The 14,289-nt window shown below is 36.3% G+C and carries 23 protein-coding genes; 7 read left to right on the top strand and 16 right to left on the bottom strand.

What is annotated here, in order from left to right:
- Positions 1-16: 16 nt before the first annotated feature.
- The 9 genes from AC106K_RS25560 to AC106K_RS25520 all read right to left on the bottom strand — a co-directional run bounded on the left by AC106K_RS25560 (position 17) and on the right by AC106K_RS25520 (position 5,000).
- On the bottom strand, positions 17-193 hold the full coding sequence (locus AC106K_RS25560; protein WP_482448416.1) for a hypothetical protein: 177 nt from the start codon (positions 191-193) through the stop codon (positions 17-19).
- 35 nt (positions 194-228) lie between these two features.
- On the bottom strand, positions 229-708 hold the full coding sequence (locus AC106K_RS25555) for a hypothetical protein (RefSeq protein ID WP_482448415.1): 480 nt from the start codon (positions 706-708) through the stop codon (positions 229-231).
- 1 nt (position 709) lies between these two features.
- Complete coding sequence (locus AC106K_RS25550; protein ID WP_482448413.1) at positions 710-1,177, bottom strand: hypothetical protein; 468 nt, start codon at positions 1,175-1,177, stop codon at positions 710-712.
- Between the two features lie 35 nt (positions 1,178-1,212).
- Positions 1,213-1,542: a hypothetical protein gene (locus AC106K_RS25545; protein ID WP_482448412.1), complete on the bottom strand. Its 330-nt coding sequence runs from the start codon at positions 1,540-1,542 to the stop codon at positions 1,213-1,215.
- A 13-nt stretch (positions 1,543-1,555) separates the two neighbouring features.
- Complete coding sequence (locus AC106K_RS25540) at positions 1,556-2,254, bottom strand: DUF6808 domain-containing protein (protein ID WP_482448410.1); 699 nt, start codon at positions 2,252-2,254, stop codon at positions 1,556-1,558.
- Positions 2,251-2,571, bottom strand: a complete 321-nt coding sequence (locus tag AC106K_RS25535) for a hypothetical protein (RefSeq protein WP_482448408.1) — start codon at positions 2,569-2,571, stop codon at positions 2,251-2,253. The genes AC106K_RS25540 and AC106K_RS25535 overlap by 4 nt, the downstream gene beginning before the upstream one ends.
- A complete protein-coding gene (locus AC106K_RS25530) occupies positions 2,571-2,993 on the bottom strand; it encodes an N-acetylmuramoyl-L-alanine amidase (RefSeq protein WP_482448407.1) in 423 nt (140 codons plus the stop codon). Before AC106K_RS25530 ends, AC106K_RS25535 begins: the two co-directional genes overlap by 1 nt.
- 70 nt (positions 2,994-3,063) lie before the next feature.
- Positions 3,064-4,008 (bottom strand): hypothetical protein, encoded by a 945-nt coding sequence (locus AC106K_RS25525; RefSeq protein ID WP_482448406.1) that lies wholly within the window; start codon positions 4,006-4,008, stop codon positions 3,064-3,066.
- A 35-nt stretch (positions 4,009-4,043) separates the two neighbouring features.
- A complete protein-coding gene (locus tag AC106K_RS25520; RefSeq protein WP_482448404.1) occupies positions 4,044-5,000 on the bottom strand; it encodes an HK97 family phage prohead protease in 957 nt (318 codons plus the stop codon).
- A 183-nt stretch (positions 5,001-5,183) separates the two neighbouring features.
- On the opposite strand from AC106K_RS25520, the gene AC106K_RS25515 reads away from it, so the two are divergent.
- From AC106K_RS25515 to AC106K_RS25485, 7 genes are all read left to right on the top strand, one after another.
- Positions 5,184-5,651, top strand: a complete 468-nt coding sequence (locus AC106K_RS25515; protein ID WP_482448403.1) for a transcriptional regulator — start codon at positions 5,184-5,186, stop codon at positions 5,649-5,651.
- A complete protein-coding gene (locus AC106K_RS25510) occupies positions 5,651-7,168 on the top strand; it encodes a hypothetical protein (protein WP_482448401.1) in 1,518 nt (505 codons plus the stop codon). The genes AC106K_RS25515 and AC106K_RS25510 overlap by 1 nt, the downstream gene beginning before the upstream one ends.
- Before the next feature lie 17 nt (positions 7,169-7,185).
- Positions 7,186-7,611, top strand: a complete 426-nt coding sequence (locus AC106K_RS25505; protein ID WP_482448400.1) for a hypothetical protein — start codon at positions 7,186-7,188, stop codon at positions 7,609-7,611.
- A gap of 2 nt (positions 7,612-7,613) precedes the next feature.
- Positions 7,614-8,885, top strand: a complete 1,272-nt coding sequence (locus AC106K_RS25500) for a phage portal protein family protein (protein ID WP_482448399.1) — start codon at positions 7,614-7,616, stop codon at positions 8,883-8,885.
- Between the two features lie 137 nt (positions 8,886-9,022).
- Entirely contained in the window at positions 9,023-10,198 is a 1,176-nt protein-coding gene (locus AC106K_RS25495; RefSeq protein WP_482448398.1) for a phage minor head protein, read from the top strand.
- A 94-nt stretch (positions 10,199-10,292) separates the two neighbouring features.
- Entirely contained in the window at positions 10,293-10,808 is a 516-nt protein-coding gene (locus AC106K_RS25490) for a phage virion morphogenesis family protein (RefSeq protein ID WP_482448396.1), read from the top strand.
- Positions 10,805-11,227, top strand: coding sequence for a hypothetical protein (locus tag AC106K_RS25485; protein WP_482448395.1), 423 nt, complete (start codon positions 10,805-10,807; stop codon positions 11,225-11,227). The genes AC106K_RS25490 and AC106K_RS25485 overlap by 4 nt, the downstream gene beginning before the upstream one ends.
- Here the strand turns inward: AC106K_RS25485 and AC106K_RS25480 are convergent.
- The 7 genes from AC106K_RS25480 to AC106K_RS25450 all read right to left on the bottom strand — a co-directional run bounded on the left by AC106K_RS25480 (position 11,224) and on the right by AC106K_RS25450 (position 14,289).
- On the bottom strand, positions 11,224-11,559 hold the full coding sequence (locus AC106K_RS25480) for a hypothetical protein (RefSeq protein WP_482448393.1): 336 nt from the start codon (positions 11,557-11,559) through the stop codon (positions 11,224-11,226). The two genes, AC106K_RS25485 and AC106K_RS25480, sit on opposite strands and share 4 nt — an antisense overlap.
- A 13-nt stretch (positions 11,560-11,572) precedes the next feature.
- Positions 11,573-12,022, bottom strand: a complete 450-nt coding sequence (locus tag AC106K_RS25475) for a hypothetical protein (protein WP_482448392.1) — start codon at positions 12,020-12,022, stop codon at positions 11,573-11,575.
- Between the two features lie 88 nt (positions 12,023-12,110).
- Complete coding sequence (locus AC106K_RS25470) at positions 12,111-12,326, bottom strand: hypothetical protein (protein ID WP_482448390.1); 216 nt, start codon at positions 12,324-12,326, stop codon at positions 12,111-12,113.
- 48 nt (positions 12,327-12,374) lie between these two features.
- Positions 12,375-12,611 carry a hypothetical protein gene (locus AC106K_RS25465; RefSeq protein ID WP_482448388.1) on the bottom strand — a complete coding sequence of 79 codons (237 nt, stop codon included), beginning with the start codon at positions 12,609-12,611 and terminating at the stop codon, positions 12,375-12,377.
- Positions 12,583-13,383 (bottom strand): hypothetical protein, encoded by an 801-nt coding sequence (locus AC106K_RS25460; protein ID WP_482448387.1) that lies wholly within the window; start codon positions 13,381-13,383, stop codon positions 12,583-12,585. The genes AC106K_RS25465 and AC106K_RS25460 overlap by 29 nt, the downstream gene beginning before the upstream one ends.
- The gene (locus AC106K_RS25455; protein WP_482448385.1) at positions 13,358-13,828 is read right to left on the bottom strand and encodes a conserved phage C-terminal domain-containing protein; all 471 of its coding nucleotides are present in this window, start codon (positions 13,826-13,828) and stop codon (positions 13,358-13,360) included. The genes AC106K_RS25460 and AC106K_RS25455 overlap by 26 nt, the downstream gene beginning before the upstream one ends.
- Entirely contained in the window at positions 13,828-14,289 is a 462-nt protein-coding gene (locus AC106K_RS25450; protein ID WP_482448383.1) for a hypothetical protein, read from the bottom strand. The genes AC106K_RS25455 and AC106K_RS25450 overlap by 1 nt, the downstream gene beginning before the upstream one ends.

Below are 14,289 nucleotides of genomic sequence, written 5' to 3'. Positions count from 1 at the left end.
GGGTCTAAGTCTGCCATTATTCTATATGGGTTTTAAAGAATGAAGCAAAGTCTTCATCAGTTGTTAGTTTTTTGTTTTTATTTTTTTTCTTTATCAGACGTGGTGAGTCGGACAGCATAAAATTGAGCTCAGCAAAACTGAAATCGTTCAGAATCTGTTTTTTTGTCCATCCTGTTTTTTCAGCAACCATCATGATAAATCCAAAGATGCTATGGAAGCTTTCGCTTTTTAACTCATCTTCTCCTCCGGACTCAGATTCATCGGTTTCGTTATCATCGTCGTCTCCACTAATCTGATAGTATTGATAAAATCCTCAACGCCTCCATACACTATAATTAGGTGAAATAGATAATTGATGTGATCTTGTGTTAAACTCGTAGATAAAAGCCGGGAAAGTATTCCTTTAATCCACATTTTCTTTGGCGAATTCAGTATACATATTGCAATAATATCTGTCATCCCTTTACTATGATCTTTCAAAAGTGAAAAGGCTTCAGGAACTGTAAGTTCATCAGTTTTGCGTATTCCCATAGAGAGATAAGTATGAGCGATCTTTAGTAAAGTATTCGTAGTAGGAGCTGTAATGGTAAGATCAATTGTTTTCTTCCTGAATAGTCTAAAAAAAAGAGGTGCGAGGATTTGCACCTTTACACCTCTTTTAAGTAATAGACTGGCAGCTCGTTTTTCAGTGCCGGTACTATTTCCCACTTTATGCAGATTTACTGATTCTTACCTTTGATTTTGGAGTGAACGTCACATCAATTAATGCAATATTCTTTTTCACCAGTTTAAGGTTTTTCTTTGCGAATAACTTTACCGATGGCCATGCAATGATGTGACCTGAATCTGTTTTAAAGCGAAGGGCTATATCCTTACCACGATTATCTCCCTCTGTCCATACACCGTCAAGAACTGTACCTCCCATTAATTTGGTTAGTATTGCAGGATCATACTCATAGGCAGAAAATTTACCATTTGTTTTTCCAGCCTCCAGAAATATTTCAATAGGTTCAGATACCTGGTCACAGTATTCTTCTGCAATATCTGCATCTTCATCTACAACTTCCACGGAATCTCTGTAGGTTTTACACAGTTCTGTCCATTCAGCTTCCAGAGGAAGTGTTCCATCAGTTTTTACTTCTGCCATTTCAACGATTTTTGTTCCAAAAAGTGCCATTTTTTAAATAGGTTTTAAAAGGTTATTAAATTAAATTACGATTTGGCCAATTCTTCTTTTTTGGCAGCAATCTTTTCCTTTAGTTTAGGAATTCCAATATTATGAGCGGCTTTTTCATTAAACAGCTCTTCATATTCCTTCATAAGAGCCTCCCTGTCATTACTTGAGTCAGCATCTACTGTAACTTCATCAGAGTCTCTTTTAAAAGGTGTTATAGTTTTGTTTTTGTGATAACGGGCGTTATCTTTAGCTTTTTCTTCATCGGTGAAAGCTTGACCATCTACAGTCATGTAGATCTCTGAGATATTTGGGTTTGCCTCAAAAATATCAGATGCAATTTTTGTAAGATCTTTTTCTTTTGACATGATATAATAATTATTAAAATTCAGATAAATTATAGTTTAGCCCAGCCCCAAAATAGGGAACCATTTTAAGCGTGTTTCCGTCTTTTGCAACTCCATAGCCAACACTTAATCCAAGCCCAAAACGTTTTGGAGGCTCTTCCTTAACCCTAAAACTTTTCAGGCCATTGATAGTGATTCTTTTGTCTTCCGGATATAAATCTGTATACCTGTTCTCTTTTCCGAAAATCCATTTTTTATACTTGTATCTTACATCGTTGAGATGAATATCATAAGCCATTTTAAGGGAATCTGTTTCAGGATAATAAGTAAGATCGAGATATTTGTCTTTATGGGTTTTAACAGTTTGCCCTGTTGGTGTCTGCTTTGTTGATAATGCCACTTGAGCTTCAAGTTTAGCAGTGATTTTTGTAAACTGATCAATTTTGTCCAGTGATACTTTTAAGGCTTTTTGTAAACTATCAGCATACGTTTTTCCAACTGCAAGTTGTTTTTCATTTTTAGAATTATTGATTATACGATCTTCATAAATAGTATGTGTAATACTGTCTTTGACATATTTTTCAATAATCTTATTACTGCCATTGTCGGTAATTAATGAAGATAGTTCCTGATCGTGTTTTCTTTCTTCAAACTTCTGGTAAATATTAAATCCTATACTGACCACAAAAGCAACTAAAAGTAAACCGATAAAAATTTTATAAGTAGTTTTCATGGTATTAGTTTTTGCACGTAAGGTGCTGTTTTGTTTTTAAGTAAACTGTCTTTTGCTTTTAGCTCACGGGATTCATTTTTATAGAAGATCATCTGTTCATAAAAATAGATCCTGGCATTTCTTTCTTCAATGATTATATTATAAAGACCTTTGGTCTCTTCCTTACAATCATCTGCTTGTTTTTCCTTCCGGTAATACAATACTCCAATAACACTTCCGAAGATTAAGAGAAGTCCTATTAAAAGTGCTATAACTACCGCTTTTGGGTCTTTTCTGATTGCTTCCTGTTCAAAGGGCTGCGGTAGTTCTGGTGTCATTAAGCTTTAAAGTTTATTTGCTTGAGCCATTCTTTAACATTAAAACTTGGACAATCTTTTTTTACTCCTTTAAAATCTCTGTGTCCTAAAATTTCAGCATCAGGAAACTGTTTCTTAAGTTCTTTTAGGAGTTTTATCTGTGACTGTTTTTGAGCTTCTGTACGGTTATCAATCGCTTTGTTTTTTGAGTCCACACCTCCAATGTAGGAAATATGAATGCTTGGAGTATTCCAATTCTTTACGCCATTTGAAATTTTATCAATAGAAAGAAGGCTCACAATTTCTCCATCCACTTTAATGATGTAATGATAGCCTGGGTTTTTCCACCCTTCAACCGTCTTCCAATAGTGTTGAATACTTTCAATGGATGTATTTTGAGGAGTAGCAGTGCAATGCAGCACAATATATTTAATGGTTCTCACGGTTATTAGTTTTTTGAAAAACCCCTCCTTCCAAAAAAGAAGGGATTATTATATATAGATATGAAAAAAATTATGCAGCGCTTGCCTGCTTCATAACCACAACACCTTCAAAGTTTTTACGCTTTGCTCTTCCTCCCATTCTCACCAAGAAAGAGTATATATCTCCATAATAAGCTGGGTTTCCAAGGTCTTCAAAAGCCTGTGTAGTACCGATTGCCTTTTCAACCATGTTTTTATTCCATGCAAAAATCCCTTCGCTATCTGTTGCAGCTACTATGGAACCAAAGGCTTTGAATGTTTTATCTTCCGTAAGGATGTATACACTTGATCTCACAAATATGTTAAAACCATGAGCTTTATACATCATTCCTTGACGTCTTTCTTCCTCTGTCACAGAAGCCATATAGGTTGCTGTTACAGCAGAATCAGCAGGAAACATTTGTGTAGCAGCATCAGCTGTCAACAGAACATTCATATTGTTATTACTCCAGGCTTTCTGTTTTATGAAAAAATTTTTAAGAGTCTGAAGGTCATTTATAGAATATGCCTTTCTATTCCCTGACGAACCAGCAAGGCCAGACTGAACAGCAGCTCCTGAAGTTTCCAGAATACTCGAAGTAGGTAGTGTTCTATTATCACCTATAGGCGATACAATAAAGTTGGTCAACATTCCCTCAGCAACTTCCTCAGATAGATTAGCCACATCCTGATCAAGCACACTTCTACGCTTTTCATAAGACAACTCTTTTGTTTCTGCGTTGGTAATATTGACAGGATCAGTGGTGTATTCATCAATTAAATACAAGATCTCTCCATCTGCACGTCTTTTGATAGTGGCAGGCAGAACAGATCTGTTTTTTATCACTTTGGAGGGCTCACCAGCTTGAGGTATGTGTACAATTTTTCCGCTGATAATATCATCTTCTGATACATCTGCTACTTGAGTTAAAAAACTATTGTCTTGTAGCAATTTTTCTTGTATGGTCTCATGCCACACTTCAACTTCTAATCCCATTTTTTGATTGAGTTTTTTATGATTGTTATTAATTTTTACTTAGTTGGTTTCTTTCCAAAGTGCTGTTCAAAACGCTCAGCGTAGTACTCCGGAAAGTCTGCTTTCAGCTTGCTTAACTTGTTGGTTTTGTCAAGCTCTGACCAGCTTAATTTTCCGTACATTTCCTCAGGTGTTTTTTCACCAGCTTCAATTTCTTTTGCCACTGATTTTCTTTTCGGTAAAGATTTCAGAAGCTTCATAGCGCTTTCGTGGGCAAGTTCCAGAATAGGAGCCTTACCTGCTTCATCAATTCTACCATCTTTCACAGCAGCTTCTAATTCTGCCGTAAGTTCAGCAGTGTTCTTTTCTTTGGCTGCATTTTCAAGATTTTCAATTTTAGTCTTTAAAGTAGTATTCGTAGTTTGTGACTCAGTAAGCTTTGATTCTAAAGCTTTAACAGCTGATAAGATTGCCTCTTCTGTAGCATTTTCTGGAAGTTGCAAATGAGTGGTTAATAATTTCATTGTATTATTGTTAAAATGTTTTTCGGATTGAGAAAGACAAAGTGATTTTATTTCCTGTTCGGATAATTGCTGGCCGGACATATTAAACAGAGCAATAGCATTGGCATTAGACGGAACAGCTACGATTGATACCTCAAACAGGACACATTTTGTTAAAGTCAATCTGTCATTCATGAGAACCATATCTACCGGATCAAACATGATCCCGATTGAGCTGGCCTTAATAGTTCCTGACAAAACTTTTCTCACGACTTCCACCCCGTCAGTATCTTTTGTATCAAATACAGGTCTCATTAACAATTTTCCAGATTTAACCTCAATATCTTGCCATGAACCCAGTACATGACGGGTATCATTGTTGTGATTATTCAGGCAGATAGGATTGTCTTTGAACCTTTCCTCATAATTAATTCCGGAGGTTAGTACACAGAAGCCATAAGAATTTAATACTGCTTCGTCACTAACAACAAATAATGGAGCTTTACTCATGTTTTTTAGTTTTTGTTCACTTTGAATGATGCAAAGTTTCACTTAAAAAAATGCTCTCAAAAGTTCTCATTTTATGATACCCTAAATATTGGGGTATCATACCCCTGATATAGCTGTATGATAAAGCGTGAACTTCTGTAACGCCTTATATAAGAGCAATTTTGCATTACTAATAATTATGTAATGGCAAAAAAAGGACGATTAAGCAGAGAAGAACTTTTGCAAAAACAAGAGCTGGCAAAGCTTATTTATATCACTGAAGATGTAACTCAAAAAGAGTTATCTGAAAGAGCTGGTGTAACTGAAAAAACTGTTTCTAAATGGATAGATGATGAAGGTTGGGCGAAGCTTAAAAGAAACATTCCTTTAACGAGGGATGAGCTTTTGGCTTCATGGTATGATGAACTTGCAGAACTCAAAGAGCATATCAAAAATAAGCCTATAGGACAAAAGTTTGCAGACTTTAAAGAAGCTCAGTTAAGAAGATCTTTATTGAAAGATATTGCTACACTTGAGCATGATTCTGGTATACCAGAGGTTATCTCTGTGATGACAGGTTTTGTAAAGTTTATCAGGAGAAATGATCTTGACAGCGCAAAAGAGGTTTCACATCTGGCAGATGCTTTCATTAAATCTAAAATCCGTGGGTAATGGTAATCAAAAAAAAATTAGTCAATACCCGGGAGGAAAAGGAAGCCATAAGCTTCTGGGATGAATACTACAAAGGTCTTCAGAATACAGATATTGTCGATTCTACAGAGAGCGAAGAGGAGAAGGAACAGCGGATCAAGGCACTGGAAGCAGATCCCGAAAAGTGGTTTAAATACTACTTTGAAAAGTATTGTACTGCTGAACCCATGCCTTTCCACAAAAACTCAACGAAAAGAGTACTGGAAAACCCAGAATATTATGAGGTAAGGCCCTGGTCCCGGGAGCTTTCAAAATCCGGGCGTACCATGATGGAGCTTCTTTACCTGCATTGTATAGGGAAAAAGAAATTTACCTTGATGATTTCTGCTAATAAAGATGCAGCAGTCCGATTATTGAAGCCTTACAAACTTGCCTTTGAGAAAAATCCACGAATTATTAATGACTATGGCAGTCAGGTGAATTATGGCAGCTGGGCAGAGGATGAGTTTGTAACCAGATCCGGATCTATGTTTATTGCTATTGGAGCGGGGCAAGCTCCCAGGGGAGCAAGGAATGAAGAGTTCCGGCCGGATTCCGTGGTGATGGATGATTTCGACACCGATGAGGATTGTAGGAACCAGGATATAATAGACAAGAAATGGGAATGGTTTGAACAGGCCGTGTACGGTACCCGTTCCATATCAAATCCGTTACTCGTTATTTTCAACGGTAATATTATCGCCGACTATTGCTGCATTAAAAAAGCAATGGAGATTGCCGATTGCTACGAGATCGTGAACATCCGGGATGAAAACGGAAAATCAACATGGCCTACCAAAAATACAGAAGCGATGATCGACAGGGTACTGTCTAAAATTTCCAAAGCTTCAGCCCAAAAAGAGTATTTCAATAACCCTATAATTTTAGGGAAGATCTTTAAAAAACTGTACTATGGTAAAGTACAGCCGATCAGTAAATATAAATATCTGATTGCTTACACTGACCCTTCCTATAAGAAAGGGGGAGACTTTAAAGCTATGTTCATTATCGGTAAGTATAAAGATCAGTATCACGTTTTATTTGCCAGATGTAGAAAAACAACGGTAGCAGAAATGATAAACTGGCAGTTTGAGGCTATCAATTTTGTTAACGACAAAAGTGCTTTATATCTCTTTATAGAATACCCGTGGATAGATACCGATCTAAAAAGGGAAATTAAAAAGGCCAATAAGAAGTATAAACGAGTACTCAACCTTAAAGCTGATGAGCGAGATAAACCGGATAAGTTCTACCGGATTGAGGCCAACCTTGAACCACTGAACACTAACGGTAATTTAATTTTTGCTGACTATCTGGAAGGCACTGAAGACATGAAAGAGGTAGAGTTCCAGTTTTTGGCGCTATCTCCAAAGTCAAGGGCGCATGATGATGCGCCTGACGCCGTAGAAGGTGGGGTATGGATTATCAACAATAAGCCTGTAGTAAAAAAAGAGCCTCCTAAAACTTACTACCTCAAAATAAAAAAACAACGCTATTAACCATTAATACTATAAATATGAGCCAATATATAACAGTGGACGAACTTAAAACACATGCTTATGATGAAGAGCTTAAAGAGATCATCCGAGATGATGAAAGCATTGCTCTGGCATCAATAGACATGGCCATTGAATATGCAGAAACCCGATTATCAAAATTTTATGATACAGATATAATTTTCTCTAAAACAAATGATGATAGAAGCAAACTTTTAGTGGGATTTATAAAAGATATTGCCATGTGGTATCTCATAGGTCTGGCAAACGTATCAATAGATTATGAAGATAAAAAGTTTCGATATACCCAGGCTGACAACTGGCTGAAAGCAGTTTTCAAAAACCAAGACATGAAACTTTCACAAAAAGATTTCCCACGGAGAGACGACAAAGCCCCCATAAGCTTTTCCGGAAAATTTAACCCTAAAAGAGAAAACCGTTATTAATCATGAAAAATACTGAAGTAAAAACATTGGCAGCCAAAGGCAAAGACGGAAATTTCAAAGTTTCTCAGGTTGTGGTGGTACAACCTCCCAAGCGCGATACAATGGACATATCCAATTATATTAAGGGGTTGAAATCAGCTGACAAAGGAAGGAGAAACAGTTTGTATGATGTTTATGAAACTATCATAAAAGATCCTGTGGTAGGTGAAGCGATTCGCAAAAGGGTGAGACATATCACCAACGGAGGGCTGACATTTAAGTCAGATAATGAGGAAATTGATGAAATGACTGACCTCATAAAAACTCCGGAGTTTAGAAAACTTCTCAGAGATATTATTATGACACGATTCTTTGGCAAAACGGTTATTGAGCTTGACTTTACAGAGGGTATTAAGGTAAAAATGATACCAAGAAAAAATCTTGATACCAATAAAAAAATTATTCTCAAAAAGATTGGTGAAGAAGGAGGAATCCCATATGAAAATGATGATTTCCTTTTAAATATAGGTGAAGATGATGATCTGGGGCTTTTGATGGAGGTTGCACCTTATGCAATTTTCAAAAGAAACGGCGGCAGTGATTATGCTGAGTTTTGTGAGTTGTGGGGTATCCCTATCCTGGCTGGATTATACGATCCGGAGGAAGAAGGAGCTAGAGAAGAAATGGAAACAACTTTTGAAAAAAGAGGTACTGGAGGTTCCGTAGTCATGAGTAAAAACAGTGATCTTAAACCCATCAATTCGGAAAAACAGCCGGGAGCAGTGCATGATAAATTTTTAACCTGGTTAGATGAACAAATTCTTATCGGCATTATTGGTCAGACTATGACAACAAAGGATGGGAGTAGCCGTTCACAGTCAGAAACTCACGCACAAACTGAAGATGACATTAATCAGGATGATAGAATATATACAATTGAGATTTTAAACTATGCCCTCTTACCAAAACTGGAAAAAAGAGGCTTTCCGGTTAAAAATGGTTGGTTTCAGTATCCAGAGAAGGATAATATGAGCCTTAAGGATAAAATTGAAATTGCTGAAAAAGTCAACACTTTAACAGAAAGTGGTGTTGATGAGGATTGGTGGTTTGAGGCTACAGGATTACCCAAATCTAAAACTGGCAAAAAGAAGCCTGCTGGAGAAAAAGTAAATGATCCAGAACCAGAAAAGAAGAAAAAGGAGGAGAAGAAAGCTTCAGCAAAAATGAAAGTGACAGCCAAAGAGTTAAACTGGTTTGAAAGAGCGAAAAATTTTTTCGCCCACGCTCCTCAGTAGATTTTTATCTATATGAGGAGCTGGATTGGATAAAGCTTGACCAAGAGTACAATAATTGTTGTATTCATTTAGCCAATCAAAAACAGCCCGATTGGGCTGACCTTTTAGCTGCTGACTTTGTTAGCCTTATTCGGGATGTGTACAAAGGAAGAGACATTCCGGAACATGGATATAGCAAGCCTATGGTTCAGAAAATGGCAGGCAAGTTTTCTGACAATATAGATACTACCATTGATTGGGACAGCCCAGATGAAGAGTTTAGGAAGATCCTGAAGAAAAATGTATGGAAATTCTCTGTAGCAAAGAACCATAATGATTGTATAAGACTATCCAATTTATTACTGGATGATAACGGTAAGCTTCGTTCATGGTCTGAATTTAAAAAGGCTGCTCAAAATGTTGTAGGAGATTCAAACCGCTATCTCAAAACAGAATACAACACAATTATTGCAGCAGCGCAAATGGCAAGGCTATGGCAGGAGATACAAAGGGATAAACATATTTTCCCATTTGTTCAGTTTGATGTGGTGGTAGATGGCCACACGTCTGATATATGCATCACTCTGGATAAAGTGATTATGAGTGTTGATGACCCAATGCTTTTGATTTATTTCCCCCCAAATCATTTTAACTGTAGAACTACTGTACGAAAATTAAGAAACGGAAAGCCCACTGAAAACGTTGTTTATCCTGATATACCGGAAGCTTTTAAAAATAATGTAGGGGTGAATGGTGAAATTTTCACTAATGACAATTCCTATATTGCCAATACACCCAAAGAAGTTTTTGCCTATTCAGAAAAACACGCTGAACGATGGTTTAAATATTATGAACTTCAGAAGGATAAAAACTATGAAGATGTTGCTTTCAATATGGATAATTTAGGAGTAAAAGCTACCCATAAAGATCACAGCTTCCGGGCAAAAACGGCAAGACATGAAAAAGAAGCAAGAGACGTTTTATTTGAGCATGGCAATGAAATTATTATGCTTTCTGAAAAGGCTGCCGAAGGAGTGAAAACCCCTGATGCCACACTCAATGGACATATTACTGATATTAAAACTGTTTTGGGGGAGAGCGGAGTCTTGGGAAAAAATAACATTATCAACAAAATTCGTGAAGGAAATAAGCAAGGATCTGAAATTATTGTTTTACAGTTCCCCAAAGAAAGCGTTCATTTCTATGCCAGCATAAATATGCGGCTTCAGATCTCCTCAGCTAAAAAATTGATGAAACAAAACAATCAGGAGATTGTAACAAAAGAAATTTGGGTAATGGTTGACCATGAAATAATAAAGTTCAGCCTTGATTAAAGACTGAACTTTGGAGGATACAACAGAAAGATTTCTGCTAAATCCTATGACAAATATACAACTTTTTTTAATATCATTTAAACAATGTTTAAAAATGGCTAAATCAGTAGAACAAAAGCTTCGTGAGATACAGCAGAACCTTGCTCAAACCTTCCGGGAGCTTCCGGCTATCATGGGTGAAGAAATGGTCAATTATTCATTAGATGCATTTGAAAAGGAAGCGTGGAATAATGAAAGTTGGCCGAAAAGAAAGAACCCTACCAAGTGGGGAAAACCTGACGATACTTCACGCAAAATTCTGGTAAAAACTTTAAAGCTGAAAAGGAGTATAAGAATATCGCAAATGGTAGAAGATAGGATCACAATGAGTGTGGGAGGAGCTGACATTGATTATGCACGGGTACATAATGAAGGATGGGCCGGCTCGATTACTCAAAATGTTGATGCACATATTCGAAGGGGTAAAAATGGAAAAATTACCAGAGTAAAAGAGTTTTCTCGAACTATTAATCAGAATATACCAAAACGTCAATACGTGGGAACAACACCGGAATTAAAAGCCCGGATCAAAAAAATAGTATTACACGAAATTTTTAAAAACTTAAAATGAAAACACTTTATTTAAAACTTATACAGCTACTTTCCGAAATACCGGAATTGAATTACATTGATCTGAATTGTGGACAGCTTCAGGAGGAGAAACCGCCAATATCTTATCCTGCGGTTCTGATCAATCTCAGCGCCAACAGTACAGATATTGACGGGCTATTTCAATTGTATACAGGAACAATTGAACTGACTATTGTCTGTAAGATCATTAGTGAAAGTAACAATAATGCACCGGAAGAAGTGAGAGAGAAATCCCTGAGATACCTGGAACTTACAGAGAATATCTGGAAGAAGTTACAAGGTTATAACGATGCTTATTTTGATAAAATAACACATTTGGCTGTGAGGGATCAAAACATAAGAAAAGGCTTGAAAACTTGCGTTCAAACCTTTGAGACAACCTGGAGGCAGAATGTTTAAAATATTGAATTTTGGCGAGGTTTGAATTGCCAATTTAAGAAAGGGTATTGCTGCTTGAGTTCATTCAAACCAATTTCTTTTCTTTCCAGTCCGGAAACTATCTCTGAATTTTCAGCGAGTAGGTCACAAATACGACTTTCAGAAATGTCAAATTCAGGAATAAGAAATTCAAGGCATTTAGAAAATTTAAGCCCAATAATACAACTGTAGAAGTAAAAACGTGCCGCTAATTTTTGATTGCGGTAGTTTATTAGTTCAGCATTTCTGCCTTTAGTTGTGTTATTTGGACTTATCATATATGCAAAAATAAAAAAACACCAGACTTTTTGCAAGTCGGTGTTTTTATTATTCTATTGATTCTACTGCACCTATTGTTTTTCCAACAGCATCTACAAGCAGTTTATATCTCCCTAAAACTTTATTACCATAGCTGTTGGCAGCGTACGTATCGAAGTAGACTCTGTAGCCAACTATAACTTTGCCATCATCCGTTGATAATTTAGAATATTCATCTGTGAGAGAGTCCTTTTTTTTCTTCCAATCGTCTCTCATACTTTTTGGAATGTTTTTATTATTTGCCACCAAATCTGCGGAGTTTATACTAACTCTCATATTCTCTTCCTTTGTGATAGGTTCTGACCATATTTTTTTTAACTCATAACTATATGGGTCTTTAAAATTATTTTGCACATAGTTGCTTTCAAAATAATTTCTTGCAATTCTTTCAATGTTCTCCTGGGATGACTGAGCGAATGAGTAAGAAGACAGAAGAAGGAAAAATAAGATCTTTTTCATAGTGAATAAATTATGATGTTCAAAATTAATAAAAAAGGATGTAAGTTTCATACTTACATCCTTGCCAAATTTTAAATGTAAAAGTACTCTAATCCTGTCCGGAGAAATATCCAATCCAAAAAATAAGATCAGGTTTCAGTTCTTTCCCTTCTTTTAAACTAAAATACAGTGTAGAGCCATACTCAAAATCTTTACGTTCAATATTCCAGTCTTCTTTGAAAGCAATACCTAAGGTGCAGGTTTCAATTGTTTCAAATATCTGGTCAATGATATGAGTTTGTGCATTTATTTTAAATATTGTCATACACAAATTTAAAGCAGAGTGAACAATAAAAAATACGGATTCCCTTACTCAGTTAAATTCTTTTAAAAGCTCTTTTAACTCTGTTTCAAATACCATTAAAAAAAGATTATTTGAGCTTTGCTCTTCCCCAGTTCTCGTGGCTGTGAAAGTCCACTGTTCATGAAGTGTGGTTCCATTCGGAAAGCTTGTATCTTCAAAAACATACAGCCAAGGCTTTATCTCATATCCTCTTTTCTGCAAAAATGCAAAAATACTATCATGAGGCAGGTGCATTTTGATTTCCATCTTTATGAGGTTTTCGTTTTCGTAACTTAGTCTTATCATTTTTAGTCTCTATTATTTCGGGATCATCTTCTGCCACAAATTTTGCCAGTCGGTTTTCAAATTCATTTTCCAGTATTTTATATACTTCCGGATGTGAATACTGAGAGGTGTTATCTAACATTGTTTTCAAGTGTTGATCGCTCATTTTCTTTGCAGCTTCTGGCAGGGTTTCGATATATGCCTTATAATCAAATAAAGGATTTCCCTCTCTCAGAACACCTGTATTTCGACTTATCGCGGTTATTTTGATACTTTTTGATAACTGCTCTAAATATTGCTTTGCCTTTTCGTTCGGAACGTGGTTTTTAACCGATTCATCCTCCTCTCTCTGCCGGATGTTCCTTTCGTTCTGTATTTCGTCCTCTCGGGCTGTTATTTTTAAGTCTAAATATTTATCGACCCATGACAATACTACAATAGAATCAAGACGGTAAAAATCCCCAAATTCGCCTGAACGTGCCATTTTGAAAAAGAGCATAATATCCTCCAAACTTTCGCCTCCGAAACGCTCGAATAAATCGGCAGATAGTGCGATCATCTGATCCTCATTCATTTTTTTTCCTACATTTACCAAATCATTGAATCGTTTTACGATTAGGAAAATAGATTTTATGAGTTCGGTTTCGTTCTCTTTTTGATTGACCAACAAAGGAGCAGACAGGCATTTTTCTACGGTGAGGCTGCGTTCTACCTGTAATACTGCAAATTTATCCTCGCTTGCTAAACATAGCATCAATTTTTGAGAACGCTCCGGCAGTGTCGTTTCCTGTGTAGATTTTATTAAGTTCTGCGTAGTAGGTTGCATATAGTTGAGGATTTTGTTTTACATTGAGCACCTGGTTAATATATTTATCAAAGTTACAATCCCTAAAAATCGTTACTGGGTTCAGATGATCGCTCATTTTTGCATCATTTTTCCACTGGATTGTCTTCAGTTGTATTACTTCCTGTATTTCATGCAGAGTATAGCCTTCTTTTAATACTCGTTTTATTCCAGTTAAATTCCCTTTTCCCGGGCGGTGTCGGTGTCCTGTGATCTGATTGAACAGATTAAGAACTTCTATTTCTGGTGTTATTGTTTCAGACTCTTCCATAGTAATTTTACTTATCGGTTTTATTCTGATTGCTTCACGCTCTGGGAAGAGAGCTCCTAAGGGTGATTTTCTCTTCCTAAGCATCAGTTCATATTAATATTTCCTTCTCCCTTTTTCCACCAAGCCTTTGTTAATGGTTTCTTTGCGCTCCTACTATTATTAAACTCAACCCCTCGGAGTTGAACATGTAACTGCTTAAGTTCTTCAATTGAATGAGCATTTAGATGTTTTTTAAACTTACTTTTGATATACATCCAGACGTTAAACTTTTCAAACCTTCCCACATCTTTAATTCCTGTAGTTTCGGCAAGTTTTAAAATTTTAGACACCCATTCATTTCTTACTAACTCCTCTTTAAGAACATTGTTTTCTTCTGCTATTTCTTTCTCGCTTGGAATATGTATGGAAAGAAGTTTGACTGCTTCATCATCAGTTAGCTCATCTACGACGGTGGTTCTGAAACCTGTAAAGCCGTTGATCTCTATTGCCAATTGTACAGGATTGCGCCCGGCAAATATTTTTTTTAATTCTTCTTTTGCTGTCAT

Source organism: Chryseobacterium sp. FR048, from assembly GCF_056844665.1.
The sequence above is the reverse complement of the archived record's forward strand: the minus strand, read 5'-3'. Positions and strand labels throughout refer to the sequence as shown.